Below are 13000 nucleotides of genomic sequence, written 5' to 3' on the forward strand. Positions count from 1 at the left end.
TGGGCATGGAGCGCCGGCAGGCGGAGATGTTCCGCGACCTGGAGCGCGGCCACTTCATCGCGCTCGGCCCCGCCTTGTCGCGCCGGCCGCTGCCGCTGCGCATCGGCGCGGTGGAAACCCAGGGCCGCACCGGCAGCCCGATCCTGATGCCGCCGCCGACCACCCCGGTGGAGGATGCCCGCGACCTGATCTTCACCACGACCGAGCCGGAGCCGCCGCGCTATGTGCGCCGCCCCTCGACCTCGGCCAGTGCCGACCTGATGGCCCAGCTGGCGCGCGGCCGCCCCGCCGCCCCGCCGCCGTCAATCGATGACAGCACCGCCGAACAGCCGGCCCTACTGCCTCTGGAGCCGCAGGAAACGCCTGAGCAGGCCGCCGAACGCGAGGCCCAATACGACCAAGTTTTGGCCGAGGTTCTGGCCGATCCGGAGGCGCCCTACCGCTCGCTGGCCGTGCTGTACCAGGATTTCCTGGTGCGCTGCCGGGGCCGCGGGGTGGATGGCGACCGGCTGGCCCTGCCCGCGTTCCGCCGCCGTCTGGCGACCGCCCGCGCCGGGGCCGGCAGCGGCGACGATCCCGCCTGGCAGCGCGCGACGGAGGTCGCCGCCACCCTGGCGGAGGACATCCAGCCGGTCTTCCTGCTGCTGGCCCGCGCCGCCCTGGACCATGCGCCCTGCCCGTCCGACGCCGACGTGGCTCGCGCCTGCGGCAGCCGGTCGAAGGGACGCGGCCGCCGCCTGCTGACCTACATGGAACAGCGCGGCTTCATCACCAGCCGCAGCGGCCTGGGCAACACCCGCGCCATCACCCTGCCGGCGCTGGGCTGGGAAACCGCGCTCGGCGACCCCAACGCCGACGACGCAGCCGACGCCCCCGACGAGGGCGGGCTGTTCGCGGCGGGTTGATCCTCCCTCGGCTCCCGGCCGATCAGCTCCCTGCGGTCGGCGCGCTCACCGGCTTGCCGCTCTGGCCCCAGCTGGCGACGAAGTCGTTCACGCCGGGGACCGCCATCATGTGCGAGTCCTTGACGTAGACGAAGCGCTTCGGCCCGAAGGTGTATTCGGTCAGCGTGATGCCGGCGGTGCGGCAGCGCTGGTACTCGGCGGCGCTGATCGGACGGTCGGAGGCCACCATGTCGGGATGGTCCAGCCCGACCCCGCCGCAGAAGGCGCGGAAGCCGGTGGCGGTGCCGCGGGCATCCAGGCGCGGCTTGGTGTCGGGACCGCCGTCATATTTGACAGCAGCCTGATCGATGGCGCCGCGCAGGGCCGGGCTGCCGACGATCCAGATACCGCGGGCCTCGGGCGGCGGCTTGGGCGCTGCCGGCGGCGGAAGGGCGGCGGTCTGTTGCGGCGGCGGCATGAGGCCCGGCATCTGGCAACCGGCGAGCAGCGCCGCAGCGGCACATGCGAGGACCAAACTGCGGGCCGGCGCGGAAAAACGGGTCATCGGACGTCTCACTCCTCAGGATCGTCAGGCATCCGGGCGGCGAGGCCCGGAGGGCTGACAATGAGAACGCCCTCGCCCCGCTTCAACGGCCCAGCCGCCGCTCGTCCCAATGCGCCGCTCGCCATCCATGAACAATCCCGATAGGGTGAGCGCCAACGATCACCATCCGGAATGCATCCCACATGTCCTTGCCCGACCTGGAGATCGACGCGTTGCGTGCCTTCATCACCGTGGCGGAGGCCGGCGGCTTCACCGCGGCGGCAGACCGGCTGGGCCGGACCCAGTCGGCGATCAGCGTCAAGATCAAGAAGCTGGAGGACACGCTCGGCCGCCGGGTGTTCGAGCGCACCAGCCGGTCGCTGGCGCTGACCCATGACGGCGAACTGTTGATGGGCTACGCCCGCCGCCTGCTGGACCTGAACGACGAGACGGTGCGCCGCTTCGCCGAACCGGCGGCGGAGGGCGAACTGCGTTTGGGCGTGGCGGAGTATTTCCTGTCCGACCATCTGCCCCATGTCCTGCGCCGTTTCGCCAAGCTGCACCCGCGCCTGCACATCGACGTTCGGGTGGGCCTGTGTGGCGAACTGGTCTCGGCACTGGATGGGGGTGACCTCGACCTCGTTATCTCCCGCCGCGACGCGGGCGACAACCGGGGACGCGGCATCTGGACCGAACCGATGCGCTGGGTCGCGGCCCCCGGGCTGGAGATCCCTGCCGACGGCCCCCTGCCCTTCTGCGCCCTGCCCGCACCTTGCGTCTTCCGCAACCGTGGGCTGGCGGCGCTGGGCGAGGCCGGACGCCCCTGGCGGGTGGTCTACACCAGCGGCAGCGTCATGGGGGTTCAGGCCGCCGTCCGTGCCGGGCTGGGCGTGGCGGTGCTGAGCGAATCCTCCATACCGGAGGGCGTCCGCCGGCTGGGGGTAGAGGACGGCCTGCCCGAACTCGGCAACGTCGAAATGGCGATCTTCGGCGAGACGGCTCGCAACCGCCGCCTCGCCGAACCTCTGGTCGGCTTCATTCTGGACAGTCTGTCGACCATGTACCCGGCCCGCCCGCCGCTTGCCCTGGCAGGTTGAGAGGGGCGGGCCAAGTCTCGGCGACCGGTCAGAAGCCTTCGAGAACCACCTTGCCGCGGGCCTTGCCCGATTCGATCAGGGCATGGGCCTTGCGCAGGGTCGCGGCGTCGATGCGCCCCAGCGTTTCGGTCAGGGTGGTTCGCAGGGTGCCGGCATCGACCAGACGCGACACCTCGGTCAGCAGCTCATGCTGGGCGATCATGTCGTCGGTCTGGAACAGCGGGCGGGTGAACATCAGCTCCCAATGGAGCGAGACGCTCTTGCGCTTCAGCAGGCGGACATCGATCGGCTCGGGGTCGTCGATCAGGCCGATGCGGCCCTGCGGCGCCACCAGCTCCACCAGATCCTGGAAGTGACGGTCGGTCGCGTTCGTGGAGAAGATATAATCGACACCGGCCAGTCCCAGCGCCTTCACCTGCTCCGCCATCGGCCGGCTGTGGTCGATCACGTCATGGGCGCCCAACTCGCGCACCCAATCGGCGGTCTCATGACGGGACGCGGTGGCCAGCACGCGGACCTTGCTCAGCCGGCGTGCCAGCTGGATGGCGATGGAGCCGACACCGCCGGCCCCGCCGACGATCAGCAGCGACTTGCCCTCGCCCCTGTCGCGCTGCAGACCCAGCCGGTGGAACAGCATCTCCCAGGCGGTGATGGCGGTCAGCGGCAGGGCGGCGGCCTCGGCCACGCTCAGGCTGGCCGGGCGCGCGCCGACGATGCGCTCGTCGACCAGATGGAATTCCGCATTGGTGCCGGGACGGTCGATGGAGCCGGCATAGAACACGGCGTCGCCCGGACGGAACAGGGTGACATCCGGTCCGACCGCCTCGACGATACCGGCGGCGTCGAAGCCCAGGATGCGCAGATCGCCATCGGCGGGAGCGGCGTTGCGGCGCAGCTTGGTGTCCACCGGATTGACGGAAACCGCCTCCACCCGGACCAGCAGGTCGCGGCCGGTGGGGGTCGGACGGTCGATCTCGACGTCGATCAGCGCGTCGGCGTCGGTGACGGGCAGGCTCTTGCGGTAACCGATGGCTTTCATGATGGCCTCGCCTTCAAGGATGGAGAAGAAGTCGAAGCGCAGGATGGCGGCGTCCACAGGATATGTTAAATTCATAGTTCTTGTTTCATCCATCCCGATCCATGATCGATCACCCCATGAATCGGTGGGCGAACGGATTGACGCCAAGGGGGTATGGAATAGCCGGGCGGGCTGAGGTGTTTGTACCGATGACCAGCCTCACCGCCGAGTCCGGTCTCTGCATAACGGAAAGCAAGGCCATGAGCATCATCCGCCCCAAGATCCTGACCGCCCTGCTCTTGGCTGCGAGCGCCGCCGCGCTGTCGGGCTGCGTCGCCACGGGTGGGTACGATCCCTATTACCCGGCCTATGGCGAGACCGTGGTGGTGCCGCCGCCGGTCGTCGTGCAGCCCGGCTACCGCTATCGCACATGGGATGACGACCGCGGCTGGCGCCGGCGGGGGTGGGACAATCACAGGGATTGGGGAAACCGCGGGGATTGGGGAAACCGCGGGGATCGGAGCAATCGAGGGGATTGGGGCAACCGGGGGAATTGGGGCAACCGGGGCGGAGGCGACCATAACGGCGACCCGCATGCGTGGGAACGCCCCGGCGGCCCACATGGCTGGGGCCGCTGACGGACACTCAGCCGGCCGAAGCGGAAACGCGGTCGACGCGGTTTCGCAGGACCAGGATGGTGTGGTCGTCGTCGCGCACGACACCGTCGCGCAGCAGGACGAGTGCCGCCAGGGTGGGATCGACCTTGTGCAGGTCGCGGTGGATGAACAGGGCCGGCAGCCGGGCGCATCCGCTGGTGTAGAGGACCACATGATCGCCCGGTCCCCACAGCAGATGGACCGACGCCGGAGCCAGCGGATTGAATCCCACCATTGCCCAGCGGGCGCCGAGCGCCAGGATCTCCTGCGGGCGCACCACCGCGCCGGCCAGGGTGCCGAGCGCCGTGTAATCGACCGCCTTGCCGTCGAATCGCAAAATCGCCAGGGCGGACCGGCCGATCTGCTTCAGGACCGGATCGTGGGACAGCCCTAATTCGGGCCGAATCCTCAGGTCGCGCCGGATGGCGTTGACCACCACGGGGGCGGGCAGATCGGGCACCGTCGCGGCGACCACCGTCTCGACCTGCGCGATCACCTCCGGCGTCATCCTGGTCAACGGCCCGGACGGCGCCTTCTCGCCGCCGCCGGCCGCCTGATCCGCCGCCTGCTCATCCGGCTCGGTCTCGCCGTCGATCATCAGCGCGATCCCGCAGGGACCGTCCGGCCCGCGGGCGGGGGAGCAGCGGACGAACCAATGGTCGATGAAAGGTCCGCGCCGGACGGTTTCGCCACCCTGCCGCTCGATCATCACCGCTCCGGCCTCCGCCATGGCGTCGGCGGACGGCGAATCGCCGGCACCGGGGCGCAGCACGCGGGCCAGCAGCGCCGACCCGATGCCCGGCGTGGCATGGATGTGGAAACGGTCGGCCAGCCGGCGCGCCGCCTCCAGATCGGCGCCAAGTCCCTGGACCGGGTCCGGCGGCAGTTCGGTCGTTGCCAATTCGGCCGTTGCCGGATCGCGGTCGTACGCCAGGCACTCGACCCCGGCTCCGGACCGCATGCGGGCGATCAGCAGCGTCCCATCGGGACGGTTCAACGCATATCCGCACAGCGCCGCCACAAGGCGGTCCAAACGGGCAGCCTCTTCGGCAGCCAGCACGCCGTCGGCCCGCTCCGCCGCGATCCGCCGCGCCGTGGCGATATCGTCGGGCGACGCCACGGAAATGCGACGGTGACCATGGTCGGGGAACATCGGACCGCTCCTGTCGGCGTTCTGGTTGCTCTTCTCCAGAACTTTACAATCCTCTGCCCGCCGATCCCAACGAGAAGGACCGGACCGGCACCGATTTTCGAAGCTTCGGTCCCGGCAACGTCATTCCGCCTGGAAAGCCGCACCCGGATGGACTGTCAGGATGCGATCGCTTCCATCATCGCCGGTTGGCGGATGGGCAGCGCACGCGGCAGGTCGCGGCCGCGCAGCATCTCCGCCGCTTCCCACAGGCGGCCCAGCCCGACGATGGACCGGCAGCCGGTCTTCTCCATGATGCGGGCGCGGTGAACCTCCACCGTCTTGATGCTGATGCCGAGTTCCCAGGCGATGGTCTTGCTCTGCTTGCCGTCGACGATCAGTTCCAACACCTCCGACTCGCGGCGGCTCAACAGGGCGAGCCGGCGGACGGCGTCGCGGCTGCGGTCGCGCTGTTCGGCATGGGGGTTGCCCGACGCCAGGCAGGCGCGCAGCCGATCCAGGAAGGCCGGGACGGCGAAGGGCCGGGCGATGCAGTCGGACGCCCCGGCCTTCATCGCGGCCACGGCGGCGTCGACGTCGCCCTGTTCGGTGACGACCAGAACCGGCAGGTCATGGCCATGCAGCGAGGCCTCGGCCATGAATTCGATGGCGGTCATGTCCGGCAGGTCGTTGCGCACGACGATGCAGGAGGAGGCGGTGCCCAGCACGGCCAGCGCGTCGGCGCCGGTGCTGTGGACGCGGCAGGCGATGCCGACGGCACCCAATGCCCGCGAGAGCGTGCTGCGCGACAGCAGGTCGCCGTCGACGATGTGAACGAGGCAGGCGGTATTCAGGGAAACCGGCACAGGCATTTGCAGGGGCATCTTGGGACCTCCACCACAGCGGACCGGCGGACAGCGCCGGCTCCTCATGGCGACCGATCGATCTGCGAACCGCCGCCATGACCTGCATTTTAGCGGTCATCCCTTATTGACCGCCGCTGGCGCGAAGGATAGCGGATGTGTCTAAAAGGATATCGGGGATAGTATACACGCGAACATCCGCTCGACACGCCCGATTGGAACGCTATCCCCCGACACACCGCAAAACCAGTCGGCGAATTCCAAGAATAAATTCTCTAAAATTCAGACAACCCGAAGAGCTTATTGAAGAATACTGCGGGCCAGATGCTGCCCTGCGAGCGAGAATAACTCTCAAACAACATCGTTTCGATGCGAGATGAGGAAAGTTACCCGCCGCTGGAAATAATCTGGAAATCCGTCAGACGCGGCGGCGAGTCGCCAGGACGATGCCAGCGGCGATCAGGGCAATGCCGATCCCGTGATAGAGATGCGGCTGCTCGCCCAGGAACAGGATGGCCAGCAGGCTGCCGAAGACGGGCACCAGATGGATGGCGAGGCCGGCCGTGTTGGGGCCGAGCAGTTCCACCGCCCGGTTGAAGCAGAGATAGGCGGCGATGGACGGGAACAGCACGGTATAGCCGACCGCCAGCAGCGTGATGCCGCTCGCCTGCACCGGATGCCCGCTCAGGCTTTCCCAGATGTAGAAGGGCAGCAGTTCCACGGCACCGATGGCGAAGGTGACGACGACGAAGCTGAGGCCATGGATCGCCGGCCGGCGGCGCAGCAGCGTGGTGTAGGCGGCATAGATCACCACCGCCGCCAGCATCCAGACATCGCCCGCGTTCAGTTCCAGCCCCAGCAGCGTCGCCGGATCGCCATGGGAGATCAGCGTCATCGCACCGACCAGCGAGACGGCGATGCCCAGCCCCTGTATCGCCCCGATCCGGTCGCGGAACAGGACGAGGCTCATCAGGACGATCATCACGGGCATCGACGACTGCAGCATCACGCAGTTCAGCGCGGTCGTCGTGTTCAGCGCGATGTATTGAAAGGTGTTGTAGATGCCGATGCCCAGCGTGCCCAGCAGCAGCACGCTCTTCCACCGCGCCAGGATCGGCGTGATGTCGTGGCGCAGGTGCGGCCAGGCGAAGGGCAGCACGATCAGCACGCCCAGGCACCAGCGCCAGAAGGCCAGCCCGATGGGCGGCACGGCCCCGGCGACCGCACGCCCCAGGACCGCGTTGCCTGCCCAGAACAGGGGCGGCAGCATCATCAGCAGCCAGGCCTGATCGGCGAGACGGGATCCTTTGACGGGAGCGGTGCGATCGGCAGGCATGGCGCTGTGCGTCCTCAGCTGCGGCGGCGGGGCGAGGCGAAGACGCTGGATGCGGACACCGCGGCGTTGCGGTCGCCGCCGTCTTCGGCGCGGAAGACGCTGGGGCGCGATTCGCGGCGGGGGGGACGCGGCGCGTCCTCGCGGCCCTCGCGGCCCTCCCGGGGAGGCTTGGCAGGCTGGCGCAGTTCGGCGTCGAGTTCGGCGATGCGCTTGACCAGCGCTTCACGGATGGCGGGGGCCGCGTGGGCTTTCAGCGTCGCCAGCTGCTCCTTGAGCTGAACCAGCTGGCGCTGCTTCTGCTCGCGGGTGCGCTTGATGGCGACGTTGTCGGAATGCTGGCCCTCGAAGGAGCGCATGGAACAGGCCCTCGTTGAAAAATACGGAAGTCAGAGGCCGGCGCCCCGCATTGGGGCGCCCGGCGAGAGGGGCGGATTATTGGGAGGCGCCCGCGCCAAAGCAAGGCGGACTTCGCCTTGACTTTTTCGGATGGCGGAGGGTGGCTGCAACCTGCCAACCTATCCCCGGCGCATCTCCGGCGCATCCCCAGCCCCAAAAGAAAAAGGACGCCCCCTTGCGGAGGCGCCCCTTTCCCGAACCGCGGAACGGTCGGCAGATAGACGGACTGCGGGCTGATTAGAAGCCCATGTCGTCCATGCCGCCCATGCCACCCGGCATGCCGCCCGGAGCAGCCTTCTTCTCCGGCTTCTCGGCGATCATCGCCTCGGTGGTGATCAGCAGGCCGGCGATCGAGGCCGCATCCTGCAGGGCGGTGCGGACGACCTTCACCGGGTCGATGATGCCGGCGGCGACCAGATCGGTGAACTCACCCTTCTGGGCGTCGTAGCCGAAGTTGGCGTCGTTCTGGTCCAGCAGCTTGCCGACCACGATCGAACCGTCGGTGCCCGCGTTGTAGGCGATCTGACGGACCGGGGCCTGCAGGGCGCGGCGGATGATGTCGATGCCGACGCGCTGCTCGTCATTGACCGGGACCAGCTTGTCCAGCGCCTTGCCGGCGTACAGCAGAGCGGAACCGCCACCGGCGACCACACCCTCTTCCACCGCGGCGCGGGTGGCATGCATCGCGTCGTCAACGCGATCCTTGCGCTCCTTCACCTCGACCTCGGTGGCACCGCCGACGCGGATGACCGCGACGCCGCCGGCCAGCTTGGCCAGACGCTCCTGCAGCTTCTCGCGGTCGTAGTCCGAGGTGGTCTCCTCGGCCTGGGCGCGGATCTGGCCGCAACGGGCTTCGATGTCGGCCTTCTCGCCGGCGCCGTCGACGATCGTGGTGGTCTCCTTGGAGATCACGACCTTCTTGGCGGTGCCCAGCATGTCGAGGGTGACGTTCTCAAGCTTGATGCCGAGATCTTCCGAGATGACCTGGCCGCCGGTCAGGATGGCCATGTCCTCAAGCATCGCCTTGCGGCGGTCGCCGAAGCCCGGGGCCTTGACGGCGGCGATCTTCAGGCCGCCGCGCAGCTTGTTGACGACCAGGGTGGCCAGAGCCTCGCCCTCGATGTCCTCGGCGATGATCAGCAGCGGACGCGACGACTGGACGACGGCCTCGAGGACCGGCAGCAGCGGCTGGAGGCCCGACAGCTTCTTCTCGTGCAGCAGGATGAACGGGTTTTCGAGGTCCGCGATCATCTTGTCGGCGTTGGTGATGAAGTACGGCGACAGGTAGCCGCGGTCGAACTGCATGCCCTCGACGACGTCCAGCTCGGTGTCCAGGCTCTTGGCCTCTTCCACCGTGATGACGCCCTCGTTGCCAACGCGCTCCATCGCCTGGGCGATCATCTTGCCGATCTCGGCTTCGCCGTTGGCGGAGATGGTGCCGACCTGGGCGATCTCGTCGTTGGTCGTGACCTTCTTGGCGCGGGCCTGGATGTCGGCGACGACGGCGGCGACGGCGATGTCGATGCCGCGCTTCAGGTCCATCGGGTTCAGGCCGGCGGCGACCTTCGTCACGCCTTCGCGGACGATGGCCTGGGCCAGAACGGTGGCGGTGGTGGTGCCGTCACCGGCCAGATCGTTGGTCTTCGAGGCGACCTCGCGGACCATCTGGGCGCCCATGTTCTCGAACTTGTCCGACAGTTCGATTTCCTTGGCGACCGACACACCGTCCTTGGTGATGCGCGGAGCGCCGAAGGACTTCTCGATCACGACGTTGCGGCCCTTCGGGCCCAGCGTGACCTTCACGGCGTCGGCGAGGATGTCAACGCCACGCAGCAGCTTTTCGCGCGCGGTGGGGCCGAACTTGACGTCTTTGGCAGCCATGTCTCGATTCCTTTAACTTGTAAATTTCGAAGGATACGGGCGGAGGACTTAGGCCTCGATGACGCCCATGATGTCCGATTCCTTCATGATCAGGTAATCGACGCCTTCGATCTTCACTTCCGTGCCCGACCACTTGCCGAACAGGATACGGTCGCCGGCCTTGACGTCCAGCGCCACGACCTTGCCGGCCTCGTCACGGGCGCCGGGGCCGACGGCGATGATCTCGCCTTCCTGCGGCTTTTCCTTGGCCGTGTCGGGGATGATGATCCCACCCTTGGTCTTGGTGTCGGACTCCAGACGCTTGACGACGACGCGGTCGTGCAGCGGGCGGAACTTCATGGAATGCCTCCTTGGATCAAGGCTTGGTTCTGACTGACGTGAATTGGCGCGGGCGGCGGCTGTTAGCACTCCCACCCGGCGAGTGCCAGACAGCTAATCGAAGCAGTTTGGGGATTCAAGAGGCTCGTTTCGGAATTTGGCGCAAATGCCGGCAGCACTCGTCGCTTCATGCTGCTAACATATTGGACAAAAACGATTTTATGCCTTGCGAGAGGAAGCGGCGCCGGGCAAGATTTCTTCAAAGGGTCACATGAAGACCCGACCGTCCCGGTACCGGCGCACCGCCGCCGGGATCGCATGAGAGAAACCGGACACCGCACATCCCCGACCGATCAGCCGACCGCATCGGAGACCGCGCATGGCCAATCTCGTCCTCCAACTCCGTGATTTCCGCCTGACCACGGCCGAGATCCTCTATCACATGCCGGACCATCCCGGCCTTCTGCAGTGCTATCTGTGGCAGGATCTGGATCAGGCGCCGGAGTATCCCGTCCTGCGGCGCTTCCTCGATTTCTGGCAAAGCAACCTCGACGGCAAGCTGCATTCGGTGCGGCTGGCGACCCAGCCCCTGATCACCCCCGGCGATCTGCGTCACGCCGCCGTGGATTTCCATATCCATTGATGCCCGTCCGGGCGCCATGTCGACGTCCTTCCAGGCGTCGACGGCGGCCCCCGGCATCACGCCTTCCGCGCACCTGTGACAGCCGTCACAGCGCCCGCCTACCCGGATCGCTAAAATTTTAGCAAATACCGGCGGCGACAGAGTGCGGAGGGCGCAATGATGGCGGAGCGCAGGACAAAGTCCTGGAACGAAGGCTGGGGCGATCGTGCTGCCATCGGCAGCATGTCGGACAAGGTGGCCGACGACGTGGCGGGCAAGGTGGCGAACGGAGCGGCGGACCGCACCGACGCCCGTCCGGCCATCGGACAGCCGACTTGCAAGCCTCCGCCCCGGCAGGATCGCGAGGGCAGGCTGGTGGAGGCGCTGCTGGAATGCACGACCATCGCCGGACTGTTCGCGCTCCTGTTCGCCCTGTTCGTGCTGTTCGGCGCTGCCCACACCCTGGCGCCCTGAGCCTAACGCCTCGCCCCCGTAACTGATTGCGGCAATTTCAAATCTGCTCTTCCCGTATCACGGGTATTTAGCCTAGGATCGCCTCCGTTGAGGGCGGATGCCGTCCGCCCGGCGCGCGAAGCGGGAGTTTTCAATCATGACCACCCAGCCGGTCTGCCAAGCCGCGGTCGACCTCGTGAAGCATTTCGAAGGTCTGTATCTCAAAGCCTATCTCTGCCCGGCGGGCGTCCCCACCATCGGCTACGGCCACACGGCCGGCGTGAAGATGGGCCAGACCATCACCGCCGATCAGGCCGACAGCTTCCTCGCCTCCGACCTGACGGACGCCGCCGGCCGCGTCGACGCGTTGGTGAAGGTTTCCCTCAACGACGACCAGCGGGGCGCCCTGTCCTCCTTCGTCTTCAATTTGGGGGCCGGCAGCCTGCAAAGCTCGACCCTGCTGAAGCTGCTGAACGCCGGCGACTATGCCGGGGCCGCAGGCCAGTTCGGCCGTTGGGTCTACGCCACGGTGAACGGCAAGCCGACCCAGCTGCCGGGCCTCGTCGCCCGCCGTGCGGCGGAGGCGGCGCTGTTCCAGAGCCAGACCGCCCAGGCCCAGGGCGGCATCGCCACGGCCGACGGCACCGCCTGAGCGGGCACCGTCCGATCCATACGGGACAAGAGGCGTTTGACGGAGCGGGATGTTCGCACCACATTGGCGAACATCCCACCGCCGTGCTCCGGAATACCGCCGTGACCGCCCTTGCCTCCGACAGCCTCGCCTCCTCCGCCCGCCCGAACGCCGATCGGCCGATTGCCGTCTGGCTTCTGGTCTGCGCCGCCATGGTGCTGGCCATGGCCGTGATCGGCGCCATCACCCGGCTGACCGAATCGGGCCTGTCGATGGTGGAATGGAAACCGCTGATCGGCATCCTGCCGCCCTTGTCGGAGGCGGAGTGGAACCGGGTCTTCGACCTCTACAAGCAGACTCCCGAATTCCGCATCTACAACAGCCACATGGATCTGGCGGGGTTCCAGTCGATCTTCTGGTGGGAGTGGTTCCACCGGCTGTGGGGCCAGCTGATCGGGTTCGTCTTCCTCATCCCCTTCCTGCGCTTCTGGATGCAGGGCCGCATCTCGCCCGAACTGTGGCCGAAGCTGGTGGGTCTGTTCCTGCTGGGCGGGCTTCAGGGCGGCATCGGCTGGTTCATGGTGAAGAGCGGGCTGGTCGATGCACCGAACGTCAGCCATTACCGGCTGGCCCTGCATCTCGGCACCGCGATCCTGATCTACGCCCTGCTGCTGCGCACCGCGCTGGGGCTGCTCGACCCGTTGCCTCTGGCGGGATGGCGTCCGGAAGCCGCCGGCCTACGCCGCCACACCGGCTGGACGCTGGGGCTGGTCGCCGTCACCATCGTCTGGGGCGCCTTCGTCGCCGGGTCGGATGCCGGCCTCGCCTACAACACCTTCCCGCTGATGGCCGGCCACTGGATTCCGCCGGAGGTGAACACGCTGACCCCCTGGTGGCTCAACCCGTTCGAGAACACCGCGGCATTGCAGCTGATCCACCGCACGCTGGCGATCCTGACCGGCGTCGTGGTCCTGGTCCTGGCCGTTCGCGTCCTGCGCACCCGCCTGCCCGGCCGCGCCGGCCGTGCCGCGGTGGCGTCGGCCGCCATGATCCTGCTGCAGATCGCGCTGGGCATCGCCACCCTGCTGACCGTGGTGTGGATCCCCGTCGCCGCCGCCCATCAGGCAGGCGCGATCCTGGTGGTGTCGATGCTGGTGTGGCTGCAGTTCGAG

General features: G+C 67.7%; 14 protein-coding genes and 1 pseudogene. 7 read left to right on the plus strand and 8 right to left on the minus strand.

Translation table 11 applies throughout. The annotated features are described in order from the left end of the window. Window positions 1-905, plus strand: a pseudogene (locus VD964_RS12670) (ATP-binding protein); the annotation flags it as partial. Between the two features lie 22 nt (window positions 906-927). Here the strand turns inward: VD964_RS12670 and VD964_RS12675 are convergent. Then, on the minus strand, window positions 928-1449 hold the full coding sequence (locus tag VD964_RS12675; protein WP_324868944.1) for a substrate-binding domain-containing protein: 522 nt from the start codon (window positions 1447-1449) through the stop codon (window positions 928-930). Window positions 1450-1631: 182 nt separating this feature from the next. Between VD964_RS12675 and VD964_RS12680 the strand changes: the two genes are divergently transcribed. Continuing rightward, window positions 1632-2525, plus strand: coding sequence for a LysR substrate-binding domain-containing protein (locus tag VD964_RS12680; RefSeq protein ID WP_324868945.1), 894 nt, complete (start codon window positions 1632-1634; stop codon window positions 2523-2525). 28 nt (window positions 2526-2553) lie between these two features. Here VD964_RS12680 and VD964_RS12685 read toward each other — a convergent pair whose 3' ends face one another. Next, on the minus strand, window positions 2554-3564 hold the full coding sequence (locus VD964_RS12685) for a zinc-binding alcohol dehydrogenase family protein (RefSeq protein WP_324868955.1): 1011 nt from the start codon (window positions 3562-3564) through the stop codon (window positions 2554-2556). 239 nt (window positions 3565-3803) lie between these two features. Here VD964_RS12685 and VD964_RS12690 point away from each other — a divergent pair, with 239 nt between their 5' ends. Next, entirely contained in the window at window positions 3804-4181 is a 378-nt protein-coding gene (locus VD964_RS12690) for a hypothetical protein (protein ID WP_324868946.1), read from the plus strand. 7 nt (window positions 4182-4188) lie between these two features. Here the strand turns inward: VD964_RS12690 and VD964_RS12695 are convergent, their stop codons facing one another. The 6 genes from VD964_RS12695 to groES all read right to left on the minus strand — a co-directional run bounded on the left by VD964_RS12695 (window position 4189) and on the right by groES (window position 10143). Further along, window positions 4189-5352, minus strand: a complete 1164-nt coding sequence (locus tag VD964_RS12695; protein ID WP_324868947.1) for a hypothetical protein — start codon at window positions 5350-5352, stop codon at window positions 4189-4191. A 155-nt stretch (window positions 5353-5507) separates the two neighbouring features. Then, window positions 5508-6212 (minus strand): response regulator transcription factor, encoded by a 705-nt coding sequence (locus tag VD964_RS12700; RefSeq protein WP_324868948.1) that lies wholly within the window; start codon window positions 6210-6212, stop codon window positions 5508-5510. A gap of 397 nt (window positions 6213-6609) precedes the next feature. After that, a complete protein-coding gene (locus VD964_RS12705; protein ID WP_324868949.1) occupies window positions 6610-7527 on the minus strand; it encodes a DMT family transporter in 918 nt (305 codons plus the stop codon). Between the two features lie 14 nt (window positions 7528-7541). Further along, complete coding sequence (locus tag VD964_RS12710; protein WP_324868950.1) at window positions 7542-7883, minus strand: hypothetical protein; 342 nt, start codon at window positions 7881-7883, stop codon at window positions 7542-7544. 277 nt (window positions 7884-8160) lie between these two features. Beyond that, window positions 8161-9804 carry a chaperonin GroEL gene (gene groL / locus VD964_RS12715; protein ID WP_014248859.1) on the minus strand — a complete coding sequence of 548 codons (1644 nt, stop codon included), beginning with the start codon at window positions 9802-9804 and terminating at the stop codon, window positions 8161-8163. A gap of 48 nt (window positions 9805-9852) precedes the next feature. Then, a complete protein-coding gene (gene groES, locus VD964_RS12720) occupies window positions 9853-10143 on the minus strand; it encodes a co-chaperone GroES (RefSeq protein WP_014248860.1) in 291 nt (96 codons plus the stop codon). Window positions 10144-10501: 358 nt separating this feature from the next. Between groES and VD964_RS12725 the strand changes: the two genes are divergently transcribed. The 4 genes from VD964_RS12725 to VD964_RS12740 form a co-directional block, all read left to right on the plus strand. Continuing rightward, window positions 10502-10765, plus strand: a complete 264-nt coding sequence (locus VD964_RS12725; RefSeq protein ID WP_324868951.1) for a Usg family protein — start codon at window positions 10502-10504, stop codon at window positions 10763-10765. 156 nt (window positions 10766-10921) lie between these two features. After that, complete coding sequence (locus VD964_RS12730) at window positions 10922-11218, plus strand: hypothetical protein (protein WP_324868952.1); 297 nt, start codon at window positions 10922-10924, stop codon at window positions 11216-11218. A 136-nt stretch (window positions 11219-11354) separates the two neighbouring features. After that, window positions 11355-11849, plus strand: coding sequence for a lysozyme (locus tag VD964_RS12735; RefSeq protein WP_324868953.1), 495 nt, complete (start codon window positions 11355-11357; stop codon window positions 11847-11849). A gap of 101 nt (window positions 11850-11950) precedes the next feature. Beyond that, window positions 11951-13000: COX15/CtaA family protein (locus tag VD964_RS12740; RefSeq protein ID WP_324868954.1), on the plus strand; the 1050-nt coding region annotated here is incomplete at its 3' end.

Source organism: Azospirillum sp. (assembly GCF_035628975.1).
GTDB lineage: Bacteria > Pseudomonadota > Alphaproteobacteria > Azospirillales > Azospirillaceae > Azospirillum.

What these genes read in the sequence shown, in the direction of transcription:
- VD964_RS12675 (WP_324868944.1), bottom strand. Translation starts at nt 1,449, where the DNA reads ATGACCCGTTTTTCCGCGCCGGCCCGCAGTTTGGTCCTCGCATGTGCC.
- VD964_RS12680 (WP_324868945.1), top strand. Translation starts at nt 1,632, where the DNA reads ATGTCCTTGCCCGACCTGGAGATCGACGCGTTGCGTGCCTTCATCACC.
- VD964_RS12685 (WP_324868955.1), bottom strand. Translation starts at nt 3,564, where the DNA reads ATGAAAGCCATCGGTTACCGCAAGAGCCTGCCCGTCACCGACGCCGAC.
- VD964_RS12690 (WP_324868946.1), top strand. Translation starts at nt 3,804, where the DNA reads ATGAGCATCATCCGCCCCAAGATCCTGACCGCCCTGCTCTTGGCTGCG.
- VD964_RS12695 (WP_324868947.1), bottom strand. Translation starts at nt 5,352, where the DNA reads ATGTTCCCCGACCATGGTCACCGTCGCATTTCCGTGGCGTCGCCCGAC.
- VD964_RS12700 (WP_324868948.1), bottom strand. Translation starts at nt 6,212, where the DNA reads ATGCCCCTGCAAATGCCTGTGCCGGTTTCCCTGAATACCGCCTGCCTC.
- VD964_RS12705 (WP_324868949.1), bottom strand. Translation starts at nt 7,527, where the DNA reads ATGCCTGCCGATCGCACCGCTCCCGTCAAAGGATCCCGTCTCGCCGAT.
- VD964_RS12710 (WP_324868950.1), bottom strand. Translation starts at nt 7,883, where the DNA reads ATGCGCTCCTTCGAGGGCCAGCATTCCGACAACGTCGCCATCAAGCGC.
- groL (WP_014248859.1), bottom strand. Translation starts at nt 9,804, where the DNA reads ATGGCTGCCAAAGACGTCAAGTTCGGCCCCACCGCGCGCGAAAAGCTG.
- groES (WP_014248860.1), bottom strand. Translation starts at nt 10,143, where the DNA reads ATGAAGTTCCGCCCGCTGCACGACCGCGTCGTCGTCAAGCGTCTGGAG.
- VD964_RS12725 (WP_324868951.1), top strand. Translation starts at nt 10,502, where the DNA reads ATGGCCAATCTCGTCCTCCAACTCCGTGATTTCCGCCTGACCACGGCC.
- VD964_RS12730 (WP_324868952.1), top strand. Translation starts at nt 10,922, where the DNA reads ATGATGGCGGAGCGCAGGACAAAGTCCTGGAACGAAGGCTGGGGCGAT.
- VD964_RS12735 (WP_324868953.1), top strand. Translation starts at nt 11,355, where the DNA reads ATGACCACCCAGCCGGTCTGCCAAGCCGCGGTCGACCTCGTGAAGCAT.